This window comes from Pseudomonas sp. GW822-FHT06D10 (assembly GCF_058799535.1).
Genome location: NZ_JBXALN010000013.1, coordinates 1 through 18,702 on the forward strand (window position 1 = coordinate 1; position 18,702 = coordinate 18,702).

The window sequence follows — 18,702 nt, forward strand, 5'->3', positions numbered from 1 at the left end:
AAGTCGTGCTGGATGCCTTGGATGTCCAGGCTGAAGTGGGTTTGATCGGCAGGGTTGAACATGAGTCGCTCCTTGACGTATTGCAGCGGGGTCCATTAGCCGAAGCCTTCCAAAGCGATGACAACATCGTCGACTGTGGAGCGATTCGACAAAAACGACCCAGCAACTTAACAAGGAGCGACATATCAGGGTTGCAGGACTTTTCTGAAAGTTCACCCAGACCAATTATCTGGACGGAATCCAGGCCAGCACACCTACCCCCTGCCCCGCATCGACGACCTCCCCAGGCGCCGCCAGCCCAGCACCACCCCGCTGGCGCTGACCAGCAAACCTCCGGCGCTGAAGGCGATCATCCACAGATCCCACAACGGCCGGTTGGCCAGCAGCGGCAGCCAGTCCCAACTGTGCAGCAGGGCGAACAGCCAGCGCGAGGCGCGGCGCGGCTGGTCCAGTTGGCCGACGATGGCGCCGGTGTGCAGGTCCAGGTGCAGCCAGGTGTGCGCCGGGTCGTCGAAACGCACCCGCAGCACCGGCAGGCGCTGCTGCAGGTGGCCCATCATGCTTTGCGGTTCCCGGGCGTAGTAATAGAAGTCGTAGGCGGCAAGTTGTTCGACGAGCATCGGTTGCCCTGGCCGGATGGCCCAGGCCGCCTGCTGCAAGGTGCCGGGGTGGAACCGGCGCTGGACCCGATCCCCGGCCATGTCAAAGATCCGCGTACGCCCGGCGCCGTCATAGCCAATCACATACCCCTTGCCGGCGATCATCCGCCACTCCAGTTCCCGGGCCTGCAGGCCGTCATCGGCAAAGCGTTGCAGGACCTGCCCGGCATTCAGCGGGAAGGCCAGGGCGCCCAGTGGACCACCCTGGTACGCCGCCACCGACAAGGGCTGGGCGCTGCTGAAGAGCTTCCACGGGTTCATCGACATCAGGCCACTGAAGATCCAGGTGATCAGCAGCACGCCGAACAGCATGCCCCCCAGGTGATGCCAGCGGGCAAAACCCTGGTACGGCGAGTGCGAGCCGTTGCGGTAGGTGCGCTTGAAGCGCCAGCGCAGCACGCCCACCGCCAGGCCGAGCACCGCCATCAGGGTGGCGGCCAGGGACAGGTAGGTGACGATCGGCCCCCAGGCGCCATCGATGCCGATGCCCCGCAGCGGGTACAGCCAGTGCAGCCAGGCGCCGATCCAGTTCCAGCCGCGTTCACTGGCGGTAGCGTCACGCACCACCTCGCCGGTGGTGCCGGAGATATACAGCAGGCGCCGTTCGGCATCGGCAATGGCCACCCGGTGCAGCGGCCGGTCGGCATCCAGGGCCCGGGACAGGCTCCACATGTCTTCCTGCACTACGCCACGATCACGCGCCACCGCTTCGGGGGCGAACTGCCGGGCCGCGGCCAGGGCTTCGACCCTATCGGGGGGCGCCGCCGGCAGGCCGCTGTGGGAGTCGACCGCCACCTTGCGCGGCCCGGGGTATTCAAGGATGTAGCGCGGCTGCCCCGCCACCGTGGTCAGGCGGATGCGGGTGGGCGGCTGGTGCGGATCGGCGGCGTGCAGCACCTGCCCCAGGTCGGCTGGGGCAGGCTCCAGTTGCAGCACCGGCAGGTGGGCCAGGTGCTCGGCCGGGGTCAGCTTGGGGTAGCCGACATACAGCATCACCACCCCGGAGATAAACCACAGGGCCATGAACAGGCAGGCAACGATGCCCAGCCAACGGTGCCAGAGGTACAGGTAACGCTTCATCACGGGCAACTCGCAGATGCGCGGGGCGCCACCGGGCGCCCCGCTGGCTCAGGTTAAAAGCGCGTTTGCAGCGCCAGTTCGAAGGTCCGCGGCGCCCCCAGGTACAGCTGGCTCGGCGCGGTGGTGCGGGCGTAGACCTGATCGGTGAGGTTGCGCACCCGCCCGGTGATCCGCGTATCGGCGTTCACCTGATAGCCGACAAAGGCACCGAAGATCGTGTAGGCCGGCGCGTAGCGGCTGTTGGCCGCATTGGCGTACAGCGAAGACACGTAGCGGGCGTCGCTGCCCACCTGCCAGGACGGCGCCAGGTCATAGGTCAGCCACAGGTTGCCGACCTTGTCCGGGGTGTTGGTAGGCCTGTTGCCCTTGCGCGATACCGGGCGCCCGCCGACGTTTTCATAGAACTCGTCGTATTGGGCATCGACGTAGGCGAAGTTGCCTTCGGCCAGCAGCCTGGGCGTCACCCGCAGCGACGCCGCCAGTTCCACGCCCCGGGAAGACTGCTGCCCCACCGGCTGGCTGCTGCCGGGGTTGCTCGGGTCGGCGGTGGACAGGTTCTTGCGCTCGATGCGGTAGGCGGCCAGGGTCGCCGAGCCGCGGCCGTCGAGGAAATCGAACTTGCTGCCGACCTCCCACTGGTTGCCGGTGCTCAGGTCGAAGTCGCGCACCTGACCATAGCTGGCGGTGGTCAGGATGCCCGCCGGCGGGTCGGCGGCGGTGCTGTATTGCACGTACACGTTGGCCGCCGGGGTCAGCTCGTAGACCAGCCCCAGGCGCCCGGTGGTCGGGCGGTACTTACGCTGGAAAAACGCCGGGTTGGCCTCGGTGACGGCGCGGTAGTTGGTCACTTGCAGGTCGATCTGGTCGTGGCGCAGGCCGCTGAGCAGGGACAGGCGCTCGCTCAGTTGCAGGCGGTTTTCCAGGAACAGGGCCCAGGTGTCCACCTGGTTGCGGCGGTTCTTGTCGAAGCCGCGCTGCATGCCGGGCAAGTCCCAGAAGCTGCCCGGGTCGAAATCGCCCGGATCAACGCCGGGCAGTGAGCCCGACACCGAGCGCGGGAAGTTGCTCATCACGTTGTGGCTGTAGTCGATGCCGGCCGACCATTGGCTGTCCAGGCCGAACAGCGTGTTGTGATGCAGCAGCTCGAAGCGGTTGCCGTTGAGTTCCTGGGCGTGGCGCTGGAGCAGGATGCCGGAACGCACCACCTGGCTGTTGTCGCTGTTGTAGGCGTAGGTCTCCAGGTTGCGGTATTCGCGGTCGGCGTTGTAGTGGTACAGGGTGTTGCGCAGCGAAGTACGCTCATCGACCTGATAGTCGATGATCGAGCGCAACCACTGCACCCGCTGTTCGTAACGGCCATCACGGACGTTGTAGTTCTCGAAGCGCCGGCTCTTGTCCACCTCCATCTTGCCCCCCAACGGGTTCAGCGCCGGGGTGCCCCAGTAGGGGCTGTCGACGCGCTCGTCCTGGTACTCGTAGGCCAGGGTGTGGGACAGCTGGTCGTTGAAGTCCGTCAGCAGGGAGAAGGCCGTGGTCCAGGCGTCGCGCTGTTCACGGTCGACATAACCGTTGCTGGTGGTGTGGCTGAGGTCCAGGCGCGCGTAATGCCGCGGGCCGGCCCCCTCGTTCAGCGCGTGGTTGAAGCCGAAGGAGGTTTCAGTGCTGTCGTAGGAGCCATAGCTGACCCGCCCTTCATTGAACGACTCGGTGCGCGACGGCAGCTTGGTGATGTAGTTGATCGAACCGCCCACCGCGCCGGCGCCGTAGAGAAAGCTCGACGGCCCGCCGACGGCCTCGACCCGGTCGTAGATCCAGCTGTCCACCGGGCGCGCGGCGATGGAGTCGTACTGCACGCTGATGCCATTGAACAATTGGGTGATCTGCGCCCCGGAGAAGCCGCGATAGGACACGAAGCCCGGTACCCCGGGGGACGAGGCCGCGTTCATCCCCGGCACGCTGGCCAGGATGTCCTGGGTATTGGCGGCGCCGCGCTGCTCGATCTGCTGGCGGTTGACCACACTGACCGAAGCCGGGGTTTCCCGGGGCGTCAGGCCCAGGCGCGAACCGGTGCTGCCCTGGATATCGAGTTGCAGGCCGACCTTGCGTTCTTCGTCGGTGCTGATGCGCATCTGCGGCAACTCCAGCGGGGAGTCGGCCAGGGCATTGAACGACAGGGCACAGCACAGCGCCGCGCAGTGGGGGGAGCGATTGAGGTGTTTCATGGACTCGGACTCGAAAAAAAATCATCGAACAGCGTCCGGCAGCAGTCGCCGGAGCGACCGTGCAGCTAGTGCCGGAGGACGAGAAAGCGCGACCGTCTGATGACGGTCGCCGGAGCGAGTCAGCCCAGAGGAGGTGCCCGGGGATTGAGCGCAGGCCAGCAAGAGCGCGGCGGCGCCTTGCTGCGCTGCTCGCCCCCCAGCCGTGGCGGGCGTTGGCGGCGCAGCATCCAGCCCAGGCAAAACAGCAGCGCGATGCCCAGGCTCACGGCCGAGCACAATGGGCACATGAACGTGCTCAACCCACCGGCGGCGGCCTGATCGCTGAAGTCGCCGTCCAGGGCCGGGCCCGGGTTGCCCATGGCGGAACAGAACTGCCCGCCGACGCCATTGAGCTCCAGCCCGGCCATCTGCCCGTGGCCCAGGCCACAGACGAACACGTTGAACAGCACGCAGAAATACAGCGTCCAGGCAATGTGGGGGCGATGGGGGGAGGCATGGGTCATGGCGGCAAGATTAACAGTGAAAAAAGCGGCGGAAAATCACCCATGCAGGGCAAGCGAGACTCATGGGCCTGCCAGCGGTGAGGTTGTGGCAAGCTTTATAGCCGACTCCCGAAGAGTGCAGTGTCGGACCAGAACTAAAAAGAAGGCGCATCGCCTCACCTTCAAAGCAGCTCCCAGCCCATACGGTCCCTGTAGCCGCTGCCGCAGGCTGCGAACGACTGCGAAGCAGGCGCCGCTCTTGAGAGCGCTGAAGGTCCTGCGGCCCTTGTCGCAGCCTCGCAAGCTCGGCAGCGGCTACAAGCAGCGTCACCCTTCATCCTTATCGCCAGGCTATGTGCCCCAGCGCACAGACAACCCTCGCCTCTGCCCGGCAACCTCAAGGTTGCAGATTTTTGCCTGACACGCTCGTCGCGACGGTGCCTCGATTTGACCGCACGCCCCGCTCCCGGCCCTCCCTCGCACCCCGTGCCGAGGGACGGCTCTGTTATGCCAAGGAAAACATGGACAGTCATTGGACCCACGCATTCCTGAGGTTCTGGCGGCTGCCCGCCGCCCGATACGGCCAATGGAAGGCCTCGCGCAACAGCGTCGAATACCAGGCGCCGCTGCGCTCGGAATTGTTCAGCACTGAACAGATGGCCCGCCACGGCACCCTGCTGGCGCAACAGCATCGCCTGAGCCCGAGCCGCACCCCGGACTGGCTGCTGGCCCGCCTGGCGGACAACGCCAGCGCCCTGGCCAGTTGCTGCAAGAGCCTGACCGCCGCCACCCACGCCTCACCCCGGGCCACCCCCGCCGCGGAATGGCTGCTGGACAACTACTACCTGCTGGAAGAACAGATCCGCATCACCCGCACCCACCTGCCCCGGGGCTACAGCCGGCAGTTGCCGCGCCTGGCCAACGGCCAGTCGGCGGGCCTGCCGCGGGTCTATGACATCGCCCTGGAAACCATTTCCCACGGCGACGGCCGGGTCGACACCGACAGCCTGGGGCGCTTCGTCGACAGCTACCAGAGCGTCACCCCGCTGATGCTCGGCGAGCTATGGGCAATCCCCATCATGCTGCGCCTGGCCCTGATCGAGAACCTGCGCCGGGTGGCCTTCCGGGTCATGGCCAACTGGAGCGAACGCAACCTGGCCAACGACTGGGCCGACCGCCTGATGGAAACCGCCGAGCAGGACGCCAAGAGCGTGGTGCTGGCGGTGGCCGACATGGCCCGCTCGGCACCGCCCATGACCGCCGCCTTCGTCGCCGAGCTGGCGCGTCGCCTGCAAGGACAGAACGCGGCCCTGGTGCTGCCCCTGGCGTGGATCGAGCAACTGCTGGGGGAAACCGGGCTGAACATCGAGCGCCTGGTGCAGCTCGACGCCCAGCAGCAGGCCGCCGACCAGGTCTCCATCAGCAACAGCATCTCCAGCCTGCGCCTGCTCTCGGCCAGCAACTGGCGCGAGTTCGTCGAGCTGATGAGCCGGGTCGAACAGGTACTGGAACAGGACCCCGCGGGGGTCTACCGACGCATGGATTTCGCCACCCGCGACCATTACCGCCATGTGCTCGAACGCCTGGCCCGGCACTGCCGCCACAGTGAAGAACAGGTGGCCCGCCAGTGCATCGAGCTGGCCCGCGCCCAGTACCGCGCCGAGGCGCCGGAAGCCGTGGCCGGCCACGTCGGTCACTACCTGATCGGCGCTGGCCGGCGCACCCTGGAACAGCAGATCGGCGCCCGAGTCCCCCTGGCTGAACGTGGCCGCCGCCTGCTGACCCAGGCGCCCCTGGGCTTTTTCCTGGTGCCGGTGATCCTGCTCTCGGCCCTGTTCGCCTGGCCCTTCCTCAGTGCCCTGTATCAGGAAGCGACTTCCGGCCACTACTGGCTGGGGCTGTTGGCGGTGCCGGCGCTGCTGCTCGCCAGCCGGCTGGCCATCGGCCTGATCAACGGCCTGGTGACCCTGACCGTGGCCCCCGGCATCCTGCCGCGCCTGGACTACAGCGAAGGCATTGCTCCCCGAGCCCGGACCCTGGTGGCGGTGCCCTGCCTGATCGGCTGCACGGCGGATGTCGAGGAGCTGGTGGAAGGGCTGGAAGTGCGCTTCCTGGCCAACCGCGACGCCCAGCTGTATTTCGCCCTGCTCAGCGACTTTCTCGACGCCCCCAGCGAAACCCTGGACGCCGATGCCAGCCTGCTGATGCTGGCCCGGCAACGGATCGAGGCGCTGAACCTGAAGTACCCCGAAGAAGCCGTGGAGCGCTTCTACCTGCTGCACCGGCCACGCCTGTGGAACCCGGCGGAACATTGCTGGATGGGCCACGAACGCAAGCGCGGCAAGCTCGAAGACCTCAATGCCCTGCTGCGCGGCCGGGGTCGGGAGCGTTTTTCGCTGATCGTCGGCGATATCCAGGCACTGCCTGAAATCACCTACGTGATCACCCTGGACAGCGACACCCAGTTGCCCCGGGACGTGGCCCAGCAATGCGTGGGGGCCATGGACCACCCCCTGAACCGGCCCCTGGCCGACCCGTTGAGCGGGCGCATCGTCAGCGGCTACGGGATTCTCCAGCCGCGGGTCGGCATCAGTCTGTCGAGCACCGCCCGTTCGGCCTATGCCCGGCTGTTCGCCAGCGACGCCGGGATCGACCCCTATACCCGCGCCGTATCGGACGTCTATCAGGACCTGTTCCAGGAAGGCTCCTTCGTCGGCAAGGGCATCTATGCCGTAGACACCTTCGAGCAGACCCTGGGCGGGCGCTTCGCCGACAACCGGATCCTCAGCCATGACCTGATCGAGGGCTGCTACGCCCGCTCCGGGCTGCTCAGCGATGTGCAGCTGTTCGAGGAATACCCGGCCCGCTACAGCGCCGACGTCAAGCGCCGCCAGCGCTGGATCCGCGGTGACTGGCAACTGCTGCCGTGGCTCCTGCCCTGGTCGCCCAAGGCCGGTGGAGGCCTGGAAAGCAATCGCCTGAGCCCCCTGGCGCGCTGGAAGATCCTCGACAACCTGCGCCGCAGCCTCGAGCCCATGGCCCTGCTGGGCATGCTGCTGTGGGGCTGGCTGGGGGCCACCCACCCCGTGGCCTGGACCCTGGCGGTGCTGATTCTGCTGCTGGTGCTGCCGCTGTCGGCGGCCTTTCGCGAGCTGCTGGAAAAGACCCCGGATGTGCCCCTGCAACGACACCTGGTGGCCGCCTTGGGCACAGCCGGCCAGCACCTGTGCCGGGCGCTGCTGCCCCTGGCCTGGCTGCCCCATGAGGTGGCCTACAGCCTGGGTGCCCTGGGCCGCGCGCTATGGCGCATGAGCATCAGCAAGGAGTATCGCCTGCAATGGCAACCGTCCCGGGAAGCCGAACGCGGCCCCGATGACAGCCTGCTGGAGCTCTACCGGCGGATGTGGGTCGGCCCGGCCCTGGCGTTGCTCCTGGCCGGGCTGTCGTGGCCGCGCCCACAGTTGCTGGTGGCCGTGCCCCTGCTGCTGGCCTGGCTGGCCGGCCCGGCCCTGGCCTTGTGGCTGAGCCGCCCCGCCAGCCAGGTGGCCTTCGTGCCCAACACGGGCCAGCGGCGTTTCCTGCAGAGCCTGGCCCGCCGCACCTGGGCCTTTTTCGACCAGTACGTCGGCCCCCAGGACAACTGGCTGGCCCCGGACAACCTGCAGGAGCAACCCCAGCAGCGGGTAGCCCATCGCACGTCCCCCACCAACCTGGGCCTGGCCCTGCTGGCGCACCTGGCGGCCCATGACTTCGGCTACCTGAGCAGCAGCCGGCTGCTGCAGCGCCTGGAACGGATGCTCGCCAGCATGGGCCGGCTGGAGCGCTATCGCGGGCACTTCTACAACTGGTACGACACCCAGAGCCTGGAGCCTTTGCCACCGCGCTATGTGTCCACGGTGGACAGCGGCAACCTGGCCGGGATGCTGCTGACCCTGCGCCCGGGCTTGCAGGGCCTGAGGGACAGCCCGCCGTCCCCGGTGCAGATCGCCAACGGCCTGCTGGACTGCCTCGACGTGCTCCAGGACGCCCTCACCGCAGCGGGTCAGGACACCGCGGCTGTGCTGCGCTGGCGCCTGGAAACCCGCGCCGTGCATGAACACCTGAGCCTGCATGCCGGGGTCAGCGCCGAGGGCCTGCTGGGCCTGTTGCAACGCATTGGCGAGAGCGCCGCCGACTCCCACGGCGAGGCATCCGATGACAGCGCCTTCTGGCACCAGGCGCTGACCGCGCAATGTCGCGACCTGCATGACGAATTGCTCTGGCGCACCCCACCGCCCATGGCCGACGGTCGCCGCTTCGGCCTCCTCAGTTGGCGCCAGCTGGCCGAGCTGGACACCGACTATTGGCTGCCCCGGCACCATGGGCGGATCGCCGCGCTACGGGAACTGGCGCTGGAACGCTGTACCGCGGTGAACCAGTTGCTGGAGCAGGTGACCGGCATGGCGCAGATGGATTTCGGCTTCCTCTACGACACCCGGCGCCATCTGCTGGTGATCGGCTACAACGCCGACGAGCACCGCCTGGATGCCGGCTACTACGACCTCTTGGCCTCGGAAGTGCGCCTGACCCATTTTGTCGCCATCGCCCAGGGGCAGTTGCCCCAGGAAAGCTGGTTTGCCCTCGGCCGCCTGCTCACCAGCAGCGCCGGTACCCCGGTGCTGCTGTCTTGGACCGGTTCGATGTTCGAATACCTGATGCCGATGCTGGTGATGCCCAGTTACCAGGGCACCCTGCTGGACCAGACCTGCCACGCCGCCGTGGCCCTGCAGATCGAGCACGGCCAGCAACTGGGCCTGCCCTGGGGCGTGTCCGAGTCGGGCTACAACACCCTCGACAGCCAGTTCAACTACCAGTACCGGGCGTTCGGCGTGCCGGGGCTGGGGCTCAAGCGTGGCCTCGGCGCGGAACGGGTGGTGGCGCCCTACGCCAGCGTCCTGGCGCTGATGGTGGCGCCCCAGGCAGCCTGCCAGAACCTGCAGCGCCTGGCCCAGCTGGGCCTGCAGGGCCGCTTCGGCCTCTATGAAGCCGTGGACTACACCGAGTCGCGCCTGCCCCGGGGCCAGAACCATGCCGTGGTGCAATCGTTCATGGCCCACCACCAGGGCATGAGCCTGCTGTCCCTGGCATGGCTGCTGCTGGACCAGCCCATGCAGCGGCGCTTCGAATCCGACCCGCAGTTCCAGGCCATCGCTCTGCTGTTGCAGGAACGAGTGCCGAAAACCGCCGCCCAGTACCTGCATGCCGCCGGTGCCCCGGCGGCCGACGAAGCCGCCCGGGCCCACGAGAACAAACTGCGGGTGTTCGCCGACCCGGACCGCAAGCGCCCGGCGGTGCAACTGCTTTCCAACGGCCACTACCACGTCATGCTCAGCAGCGCCGGCGGCGGCTACAGCCGCTGCAACGAGCTGGCGGTGACCCGCTGGCACGAAGACCCGACCCGCGATCACTGGGGCCAGTTCTGCTACCTGCGGGACGTGGCCAGCGGCACGTTCTGGTCCGCCGCCTACCAGCCGACCCGAGGCCGCCCTTCAAGCTTCGAGGCGATCTTCACCGACGCCCGGGCCGAATTCCGCGTGCGTGAACAGGACTTCGACAGCCACACGGAAATCGTCGTGTCCCCCGAAGACCCCATCGAGCTGCGCCGTCTGCACATCTGCAACCGCGCCCGGGTACGCCGCAGCATCGAGCTCACCAGCTACGCCGAAGTGGTGCTGGCCCCGGCTCCAAGCGATGCCGCCCACCCGGCCTTCAGCAACCTGTTCATCGAGACCGAGCTGCTGCCCGATTGGCAGGCCATCGTCTGCAGCCGCCGGCCACGTTCCCAGGAGCAGCCGGTGCCCTGGATGTGCCACCTGCTGGCGGCCCACGGCGTGGACATCGACGCGATTTCCTACGAAACCGACCGCGCGCGCTTTATCGGCCGTGGCCGCGACCTGGCCGCGCCCCAGGCCCTGGACCCACAGACCGAACGGCTCTCGGGCAGCGCCGGGCCGGTGCTCGACCCGATCGTGGCGATCCGCTGCCGGATCACCCTCGACCCCGGCCAGAGCGCCACCATCGACCTGGTGACCGGGGTCGCCGAAAGCCGTGAACACTGCCTGCAACTGATCCACAAATACCGCGACCGGCACCTGGCGGACCGGGTCTTCGACCTGGCCTGGACCCACAGCCAGGTGCTGTTGCGCCAGCTCAACGCATCCCTGGCCGAGGCCCGGCTGTTCCAGCAGATGGCGGCCTCGCTGCTCTACGCCAACGCCACCCTGCGCGCCGACAACAGCCTGCTGCAGGCCAACCGGCGCAGCCAGTCCGGGCTCTGGGGCCAGGGCATTTCCGGCGACCTGCCGATCGTCCTGCTGCAAGTGGGCGACCTGGCCAACATTGCCCTGGTGCAGCAGTTGATCAAGGCCCACGCCTACTGGCGGCAAAAAGGCCTGGCGGTGGACCTGGTGATCTGGAACGAGGACCAGGCGGGTTACCGCCAGCAGCTCCAGGACCTGATCATGGGCCTGGTGACCTCCGGCAGCGAAGCCAGCCTGATCGACCGCCCGGGGGGCATCTTCGTGCGCCCGGCCCAGCAACTGTCCGGCGAGGACCGCACGCTGATGCTGGCGGTGGCGCGCCTGGTGGTCAGCGACAGCCGCGGCAGCCTCGCCGAACAAGTCCACCGGCGCCGCGCCGACCCTTCGCTGCCGCGCCTGGAAGCGCCCCTGGTACGCCTGCCACCACCCGCCAGCCGAGCCAGCACCGCTGCAGCGCCAGAGCTGATCCTGGAAACCCCCTACGGCGGTTTCAGCAGCGACGGCCGTGAATACCTGATCACCCTCAACCCCGGGCAGCCGACGCCCGCGCCCTGGGCCAACGTGCTCGCCAACCCGCTGTTCGGCACGGTGATTTCGGAAACCGGCGGCGCCTACAGCTGGCGTGAGAACGCCCACGAATACCGCCTCAGCCCGTGGCACGACGACCCGGTCAGTGACCCCAGCGGCGAGGCCCTGTACCTGCGCGACGAAGACAGCGGGCGGGTCTGGTCGCCCACTCCCCAGCCCTGCCCCGGAAGCGGCAGCTACCGCACCCGCCACGGCTTCGGCTACAGCGTCTTCGAGCATGAAGAGGACGGCATCCACAGCGAGCTCACGGTTTATGTGGCGCTGCAGGCGCCGATCAAGTTCTCGCGGCTGAAGATCCGCAACCTCAGCGGTCGGCCACGGCGCTTGTCGGCCACCTGCTATGTGGAATGGGTGCTGGGAGAGTCCCGCAGCCGCTCGGCCATGCACGTGGTCAGCGAAAGCGACCCGGTGAGCGGCGCACTGTTCGCCCGCAACCCCTACAACATGGAGTTTTCCGGGCACGTGGCGTTTCTCGATACGGACGCCGAGGTCAGCAGCTTCACCGGCGATCGCAGTGAGTTCATCGGCCGCAACGGCAGCCTCGCGGCGCCGGCAGCGTTGACTCGGGGGCGCCTGTCCGGTCGCTCCGGTGCCGGTTTCGACCCCTGCGCGGCGATGCAGGTGAGCCTGGAACTGGAGGACGGCCAGAGCCGGGAGGTGCTGTTCCGCCTGGGGGCCGAAGTGGATGCCAAGGCCGCCACCCGCCGGGTCCTGCAGTACCGCGGCAGCCAGATGGCGCAGGCCGAGCTTGCGGCCGTGCACCAGCATTGGCAGCGCAGCCTCGGCGCGGTACAGGTGCGCACACCGGACCCGGCCATCGACGTCATGGCCAACGGCTGGCTGATGTACCAGACCATTGCCTGCCGCTTCTGGGCCCGCAGCGGTTTCTACCAGTCCGGCGGTGCCATCGGCTTTCGCGACCAGTTGCAGGACAGCATGGCGATGATCCACGCCGAGCCGGCCCTGGCCCGCGAGCACCTGTTGCTGTGCGCCGCCCACCAGTATCCCGAGGGCGACGTCCAGCACTGGTGGCACCCGCCACAGAATCGCGGGGTGCGCACCGGCTGCTCCGATGATTTCCTGTGGCTGCCCCTGGCCACCAGCCGCTATGTACAGATCACCGGCGACCACAGCGTGCTGGAGGTCGAAGTGGGTTACCTGGAAGGCCGCCTGCTCAATTCCGGGGAAGAGTCCTACTACGACCTGCCCCAGGCCAGCGGGCTGCGGGAAAGCCTCTACCTGCACTGCCGGCGCGCCATCGAGCACGGCCAGCGGCGCGGGGTCCACGGCTTGCCGCTAATGGGCACCGGGGACTGGAACGACGGCATGAACCGAGTCGGTGAACACGGCCTGGGGGAAAGCGTGTGGCTGGGCTTCTTCGGCCATGAAGTGCTGCAACGCTTTGCCGTCACCGCCGAGCAGCACCAGGACCCGGACTTCGCCCGAGAGTGCCGCGCCCAGGCCCTGGCCTTGCGCGCCGCCCTCGACAGCCAGGCCTGGGACGGCCAGTGGTATCGCCGCGCCTGGTTCGACGATGGCCAGATCCTGGGCAGCGCCAGCAACCAGGAGTGCCGCATCGACTCCATCGCCCAGAGCTGGTCGGTGCTGTCCGGCGCCGCCAGCGATGCCCGCCAGCACCAGGCCATGGCCTCCCTGGACCAGCACCTGGTGCGTCGCGACAGCGGCGTGGTGCTGCTGCTCGACCCACCTTTCGCCCACAGCTCCCTGGACCCGGGCTACATCAAGGGCTACGTGCCCGGGGTGCGGGAAAATGGCGGCCAGTACACTCATGCCGCGGTCTGGGCCAGCATGGCCTTCGCCCGCCTGGGGGACAGTGCCCGGGCCTGGGAGCTGCTGCACATGATCAACCCGGTAAGCCGGCGCAGTGCCGAACAGGTCGCCACCTACCGGGTCGAGCCCTACGTGATGGCCGCCGACGTCTATGGCGTGGCGCCCCACACCGGGCGCGGCGGCTGGAGCTGGTACACCGGTTCGGCGGGCTGGACTTACCGGCTGATCGTCGAGTCGCTGCTGGGCCTGCGCCGCGAAGGCCAGAGCCTGTACATCGAACCGGTGATCCCGGCGCATTGGCCGGGCTACAGCCTGGACTATCGGTTCGGCGAGACGCTCTACCGTATTGAAGTGCGGCAGAACCCCGGCGCCACCCTCAGCCTGAGCCTGGACGGCCGGCCGCTGGTGGGGCTGGCCATACCGCTGCTGGATGACGGCAGTACGCGCAGGGTGCTGCTCACCTGGCCCGCCGCCCTGCCCGCGCAGGCCGGGCATACCCCGACAGCGACCCATACGGAGCCGGCACCATGACAGACACCCGGCCACACCCTGGACTACCCTGAGTGAGCGCTGACGCCTTGCCATCCGGTGGTTCTGAGATGTTCGACAACCTTGGGCACGGGCCCAATCACTTGCTCAATGCACTGCCGGCGGCGGTGCAGGAGCGCCTGCTGCCCCACCTCAAGCCGGTGGCCCTGGGCCTGGGCCAGGTGCTCTACGAGTCCGGGGACATACCGCGCCACGTGTACTTCCCCACCGATGCAGTGGTGTCGTTGCTGTACCTGATGGAAAACGGCGCCTCGGCGGAAATCGCCGTGGTGGGCAACGAAGGGCTGGTGGGGGTGGCCCTGGTCATGGGCGGCGAAAGCACCACCAGCCGGGCCATCGTGCAGAGCGCCGGGCACGCCTTGCGCCTGCCCGGCCAGCGCCTCAAGGACGAGTTCAACCGCCACGGCGAAATGCTCCTGCTGATGCTGCGCTACACCCAGTCGCTGATCACCCAGATGGCCCAGACCGCGGTGTGCAACCGCCACCACTCCATCGACCAGCAACTGTGCCGCTGGCTGCTGCTGTCTTTGGACCGGCTGCCGGGCAACCAGCTGGTGATGACCCAGGAACTGATCGCCAACATGCTCGGGGTGCGTCGCGAAGGCGTGACCGAAGCCGCGGGCAAACTGCAGCGCCAGGGCATCATCGAATACAGCCGCGGCCGGATCAATGTGCTTGACCGGCCGCGGCTGGAACAGCACAGCTGCGAGTGCTATGGGGTGGTGCGCAAGGAAACCGAGCGCTTGCTGCCGTACCTGCCTGGCAGCAAGCGCGCCGATCCGGACTGAAACGGGCGTGGGTGTCAGGCCGCGCCAGACGCCTTCACCGCCAGGATGCTCCCCGGCATCGAGTACAAGGCGCGTTCGGTGGTGCTGCCGATCAAGCGGCCAAAGCCGGTGCGGTGCACCGTGCCCATCACCACCACGTCCACCAGGTATTCGTCGACGAACTGGGCGATGCCCGGCACCGGCGGGCCCATGATGAAGTGGCGAAATTCCTGGGGCACGTTGTGCTCATCCCCCAGGCGTTCGAATTCCTTGTGCAGGGAGTCGCGCAGCTCGTCCAGGCAGTTGACGCTCCAGGCGGTGGACGCCACCGGCGCCACGCCATCGAGCATCGGCATCAGGTCGTAGGCGTACAGCAGGTGCAACTGGGCGTCGCATTGCAGGGCCAGGGCGTGGGCGGTCTGGATGATCTGCGTATTGAGCCCGCGGATCTGGGTGTCGGACTGGGCCGGGTCCACCGCGGCGACAATCCGCCGGGGCAGTTTGTGCGGCGCGTCGTTGACCAGGTGCACCGGCACCGGCGCCTCGCGCAGCAGGTGGCAATCCAGCGGGGTGACGAACACGCGCTTGAGGGCCGACTCCAGGGTCACGTCCTTGATCAGCAGGTCAGGCCGGAACTCGTCGATGTAGGCGAGCATGTCCTTGAGCACCTGGGTGCTCCAGATCACCTGGGTGGTGACCTGCACGCCCTCCTCGGCCATCCACTGCGCTTCCACCTGCAACCAGCGCTCGTGGCGCTGCAGGTAGGCTTCGCGCTCGCTGTCTTCCAGGTGTTCTTCCCACAGGTAGGTGCGCGCCGGCGGTTCGACGAACACCAGGGCGTGCAGCGCCGCGCCGCTGGCCCGGGCCAGGGCAACGGCACGGCGCGCCGCGGGGGATTGATGCTGCTGTGGATCGGCGATCAGCAACAGACGCTGGTACTGGCTCATGGTGCTCCTCCTTGGGCGATACGTGAGCTTGAGTGTGGAATGCCGTGCTACCGGGCGCCTTGATCGGTATCAAGGGCGCCCGGTGGCACGGGTCATGGGGTGATGGCGATCTTCATCACGCCATCGCGCTGGCTGGCGAACAGCTCGTAGGCGGCCTCGATATCGTCGAGCTTGAAGCGGTGGGTCACCAGCGGCTTGAGGTCCACCTGGCCACTGGCGACCACCTCCATCAGCCGGCGCATGCGTTCCTTGCCGCCCGGGCACAGGGTGCTGAGGATGCTCAGGTCGCCCAGGCCGGCGGCATAGGCATCCAGGGGAATGCGCAGGTCGCTGGAATAGACCCCAAGGCTCGACAGCTTGCCCCCCGGGCGCAGCACCCGCAGCGCCGACTCGAAGGTGCCCTGGGTGCCCAGGGCCTCGATCGACACATCGACCCCGCGACCGTCGGTGAGGTCCATGATCTGCTTGACCACGTCGCCCTGCTTGAAGTCCACCACATGGGTCGCCCCCAGCCCGCGCGCCACGCTCATGCGCGCGGCCACGGTGTCGACGCCAATGATGGTGGTGGCACCCTTGAGCCTTGCTCCGGCCACCGCGCACAGGCCGATGGGGCCCAGGGCGAACACCGCCACGCTGTCGCCGATGTTCACCTCGGCACGCTCGGCGCCGGAGAAACCGGTGGACATGATGTCCGGGCACATCAGCACTTCTTCATCGCTCAGGCCGTCGGGGATCGGGCACAGATTGGCCAGGGCGTCCGGCACCCGCACGTATTCGGCCTGGCAGCCATCGATGGTGTTGCCGAATTTCCAGCCGCCCGTGGCGCGGAAGCCGTGGCGGGTGTCCGGGCCGTCCTGGGAGCCGCAGCCGCAGAGGCAGGCGTAGCTCTGGCCGCTGGGGGTGATGGCCCCGGCGATCACTCGCTGGCCCTCGTGGAAGCCGCGCACCTGGGAGCCCAGGCGCTCGATCACCCCCACCGGCTCGTGGCCGATGGTCAGGCCCTTGGCCACCGGGTATTCACCCCGCAGGATGTGCACGTCGGTGCCGCAGATGGTGGTGGTGGTGATCCGCACCAGGGCGTCCAGCGGACCGATTTCGGGGATGTCCTTGTCTTCCAGCACGATGCGGTTCTTCTCCACGAATACCGCTGCTTTCATCTTGGCCATGTTGCCGATCTCCATTGCCGGGAAGGGGTCTGCGCGAATCCGCAGGTCTGCTGACAGACTGCGCGGATACCCCGAGGAAGGGCTTGATCATGGTCAAACAATGGCCCCTTGGCGGCCGCTGGGGCGACCGTGTGTCGCAAACTCGCCCTTCAGCCCTGCTGCCGGCGCCGCACCAGGCACAACAACAGCGCCGCAACCCCGCACAGGCCCAGGGTCGGCCCCAGGGCCTGGCCCCAGCCCACCAGCAGCAACCCGGCGCCAATCAGCAGGTAGTAGAACAGGCCGAACCCGGCCCCGGCGCTGCCCAGCCGGTCGCTGTAGGCCGCCAGCGCCGAGCCGAGGATATTGGGGATGGCCAGGCCGAAGCCCAGCACCACGCCGAGCATGGGCAGCAGCAACCACAGGCTGTGCCCAAGCGCTGTCACCCCGAGGCCACCCAGGGTCACCGCCAGGGCCGCCAGCCGCAGCAGGGTGTCACCGGACCAGCCCCGCCCCAGCAGCCGACGATTGAGCCAGGCCCCCAGCCCCGAAGCCAGGGCCAGGCCCGCACCGCTGTAACCAAAGCCCTGCTCGCCCCACCCCAGGTCGCGAAACAGGAACGGCCCGAGGCTGTAGTAGCTGAGCAAGGCCACATTGAACAGCGCCACCAGCAGCGCCGAGCGCCAGATGCCCGGGTCCCTGAGCATCTGCCACAAGGTCCCGGCCAGGGGCGCCAGGTGCGGCGCCGGCGCACGGGTTTCCGGCAAGGCCCGGGCGCACCAGCCGAGCAAGGCCATGGCCAGCACCAGCAACCCGGCCAGCGCGCCCTGGTAGCCCCAGGCCCGCACCAGCCCGGCCCCACTGAACAGGCCAATGGCCGGGCTGGCCGCCAGGACCATGCCCACCAGGGAAAACACCCGCACCAGTTCACTGCCGCGAAACAGGTCGCGCAGCAGGGTCTGGGTCACCACCGAGCCCGCCGCCACGCCCAGGGCGGCGAGGGCCTGGCACAGCAACAGCGCGGTAAAACTCTGCACCTGCAATTGCAGCCCGATGGCCAGGACGTACAGCGTCAGGCCACCCAGCAAGGCCGGGCGCCGGCCCCAAAGATCGCTCAAGCGCCCCCACAGCAGCACCCCCGGGGCAAACCCCAGGACAAACACCGAAAGGCTCTGGGCCGCTTGCGCGGGGGCCACGCCAAAGGCCCGGCCAAGATCGGCCAGGGCCGGGCTGTAGAGGGTCTGGGCGAGCTGCGGGAACATCAGCAGGGCCAGGGCCAGGGGCAACAGGGAACGGGGATTCATCAGGCAGTGCTCGGCAAAAAAACATGCCGGCGATTCTAGGCAGCGGCGCCTGGCGTATTATCGCAACCCTGCCAACAAACATCGGAAGTACGCCAATCATGGCCTGGCTCGAACCACAGGCACTCTTCGACCCCGACCGCTTCGACGCCCCCCTGCTGGGCATCGCCGCGACCCTCGGCGACCACGACTCCGGCCTGCACCGCCACCGCCGCGGACAACTGCTGTACACCCGCCAGGGCTGCACGCGGATCACCCTGGACCATCGCCTGTGCCTGCTGCCGCCCTCGCGGGCGGCGTGGATTCCCCCGGGGGTCACGCACCGCGCGCAAATGCAGCAGAGCGTGGACTACCGCTCGCTGTACTTCTGCGCCGAACTGAGCCGGCGCCTGCCGGCCGAAGTGGCGGTGATCGAGGTCAGCCCGCTACTCCAGGCGGTGCTGGAACCCATGGCCCAGGCCGCCTTCGACTGCGACTGGAGCCAGGGCCGCTACCCGCACCTGCTGGGCCTGTGCATCGAGGAAATCCGCCAGGCCATGCACCAGCCCCTGTCGCTGCCCCTGCCCCGGGACAAACGCCTGCAACCGCTGCTGGCGGACCTTGAGCAACTGCCGCCGCAATTGCAGGTACTGGCCACCCGGGTCGGCGCCAGCAGCCGTACCATCGGCCGGATCTTCCAGCGTGAAACCGGCCTGAGCTACCAGCAATGGCGCCAGCAGTGGCGGCTGATGCGCGCCATCGAACTGCTCGCCACAGGCCGCGGCATCGGCTACAGCGCCTGCGCACTGGGCTTTGCCAGCGACAGCATCTTCATCGCCTTCTTCAAGGCCATGACCGGCACCACGCCGCGGGCGTATTTCAACACCTGAAAG

9 protein-coding genes are annotated in these 18,702 nt (G+C 67.9%); 3 read left to right on the plus strand and 6 right to left on the minus strand.

Annotated elements, in window-relative coordinates:
• Positions 1-254 precede the first annotated feature (254 nt).
• From AC1RL5_RS31100 to AC1RL5_RS31110, 3 genes are all read right to left on the minus strand, one after another.
• Positions 255-1,739, minus strand: coding sequence for a PepSY domain-containing protein (locus AC1RL5_RS31100; RefSeq protein ID WP_093409516.1), 1,485 nt, complete (start codon positions 1,737-1,739; stop codon positions 255-257).
• A 53-nt stretch (positions 1,740-1,792) separates the two neighbouring features.
• On the minus strand, positions 1,793-3,961 hold the full coding sequence (locus tag AC1RL5_RS31105) for a TonB-dependent receptor (protein WP_492590203.1): 2,169 nt from the start codon (positions 3,959-3,961) through the stop codon (positions 1,793-1,795).
• Positions 3,962-4,080: 119 nt separating this feature from the next.
• Positions 4,081-4,464 (minus strand): DUF2946 family protein, encoded by a 384-nt coding sequence (locus tag AC1RL5_RS31110; protein WP_053152829.1) that lies wholly within the window; start codon positions 4,462-4,464, stop codon positions 4,081-4,083.
• 500 nt (positions 4,465-4,964) lie between these two features.
• Between AC1RL5_RS31110 and AC1RL5_RS31115 the strand changes: the two genes are divergently transcribed.
• Entirely contained in the window at positions 4,965-13,652 is an 8,688-nt protein-coding gene (locus tag AC1RL5_RS31115) for a glycoside hydrolase family 94 protein (protein ID WP_492590201.1), read from the plus strand.
• Between the two features lie 68 nt (positions 13,653-13,720).
• A complete protein-coding gene (locus AC1RL5_RS31120) occupies positions 13,721-14,458 on the plus strand; it encodes a Crp/Fnr family transcriptional regulator (protein WP_053159563.1) in 738 nt (245 codons plus the stop codon).
• A 14-nt stretch (positions 14,459-14,472) separates the two neighbouring features.
• Here the strand turns inward: AC1RL5_RS31120 and AC1RL5_RS31125 are convergent, their stop codons facing one another.
• The 3 genes from AC1RL5_RS31125 to AC1RL5_RS31135 all read right to left on the minus strand — a co-directional run bounded on the left by AC1RL5_RS31125 (position 14,473) and on the right by AC1RL5_RS31135 (position 17,833).
• Positions 14,473-15,384 carry a universal stress protein gene (locus AC1RL5_RS31125; protein ID WP_011062349.1) on the minus strand — a complete coding sequence of 304 codons (912 nt, stop codon included), beginning with the start codon at positions 15,382-15,384 and terminating at the stop codon, positions 14,473-14,475.
• A gap of 92 nt (positions 15,385-15,476) precedes the next feature.
• The gene (locus AC1RL5_RS31130; RefSeq protein WP_053152835.1) at positions 15,477-16,550 is read right to left on the minus strand and encodes an NAD(P)-dependent alcohol dehydrogenase; all 1,074 of its coding nucleotides are present in this window, start codon (positions 16,548-16,550) and stop codon (positions 15,477-15,479) included.
• Positions 16,551-16,699: 149 nt separating this feature from the next.
• Positions 16,700-17,833: an MFS transporter gene (locus tag AC1RL5_RS31135; RefSeq protein ID WP_123577742.1), complete on the minus strand. Its 1,134-nt coding sequence runs from the start codon at positions 17,831-17,833 to the stop codon at positions 16,700-16,702.
• A gap of 98 nt (positions 17,834-17,931) precedes the next feature.
• On the opposite strand from AC1RL5_RS31135, the gene AC1RL5_RS31140 reads away from it, so the two are divergent.
• Positions 17,932-18,699 (plus strand): AraC family transcriptional regulator, encoded by a 768-nt coding sequence (locus AC1RL5_RS31140; protein ID WP_492590199.1) that lies wholly within the window; start codon positions 17,932-17,934, stop codon positions 18,697-18,699.
• The last annotated feature ends 3 nt before the right edge of the window (positions 18,700-18,702 follow it).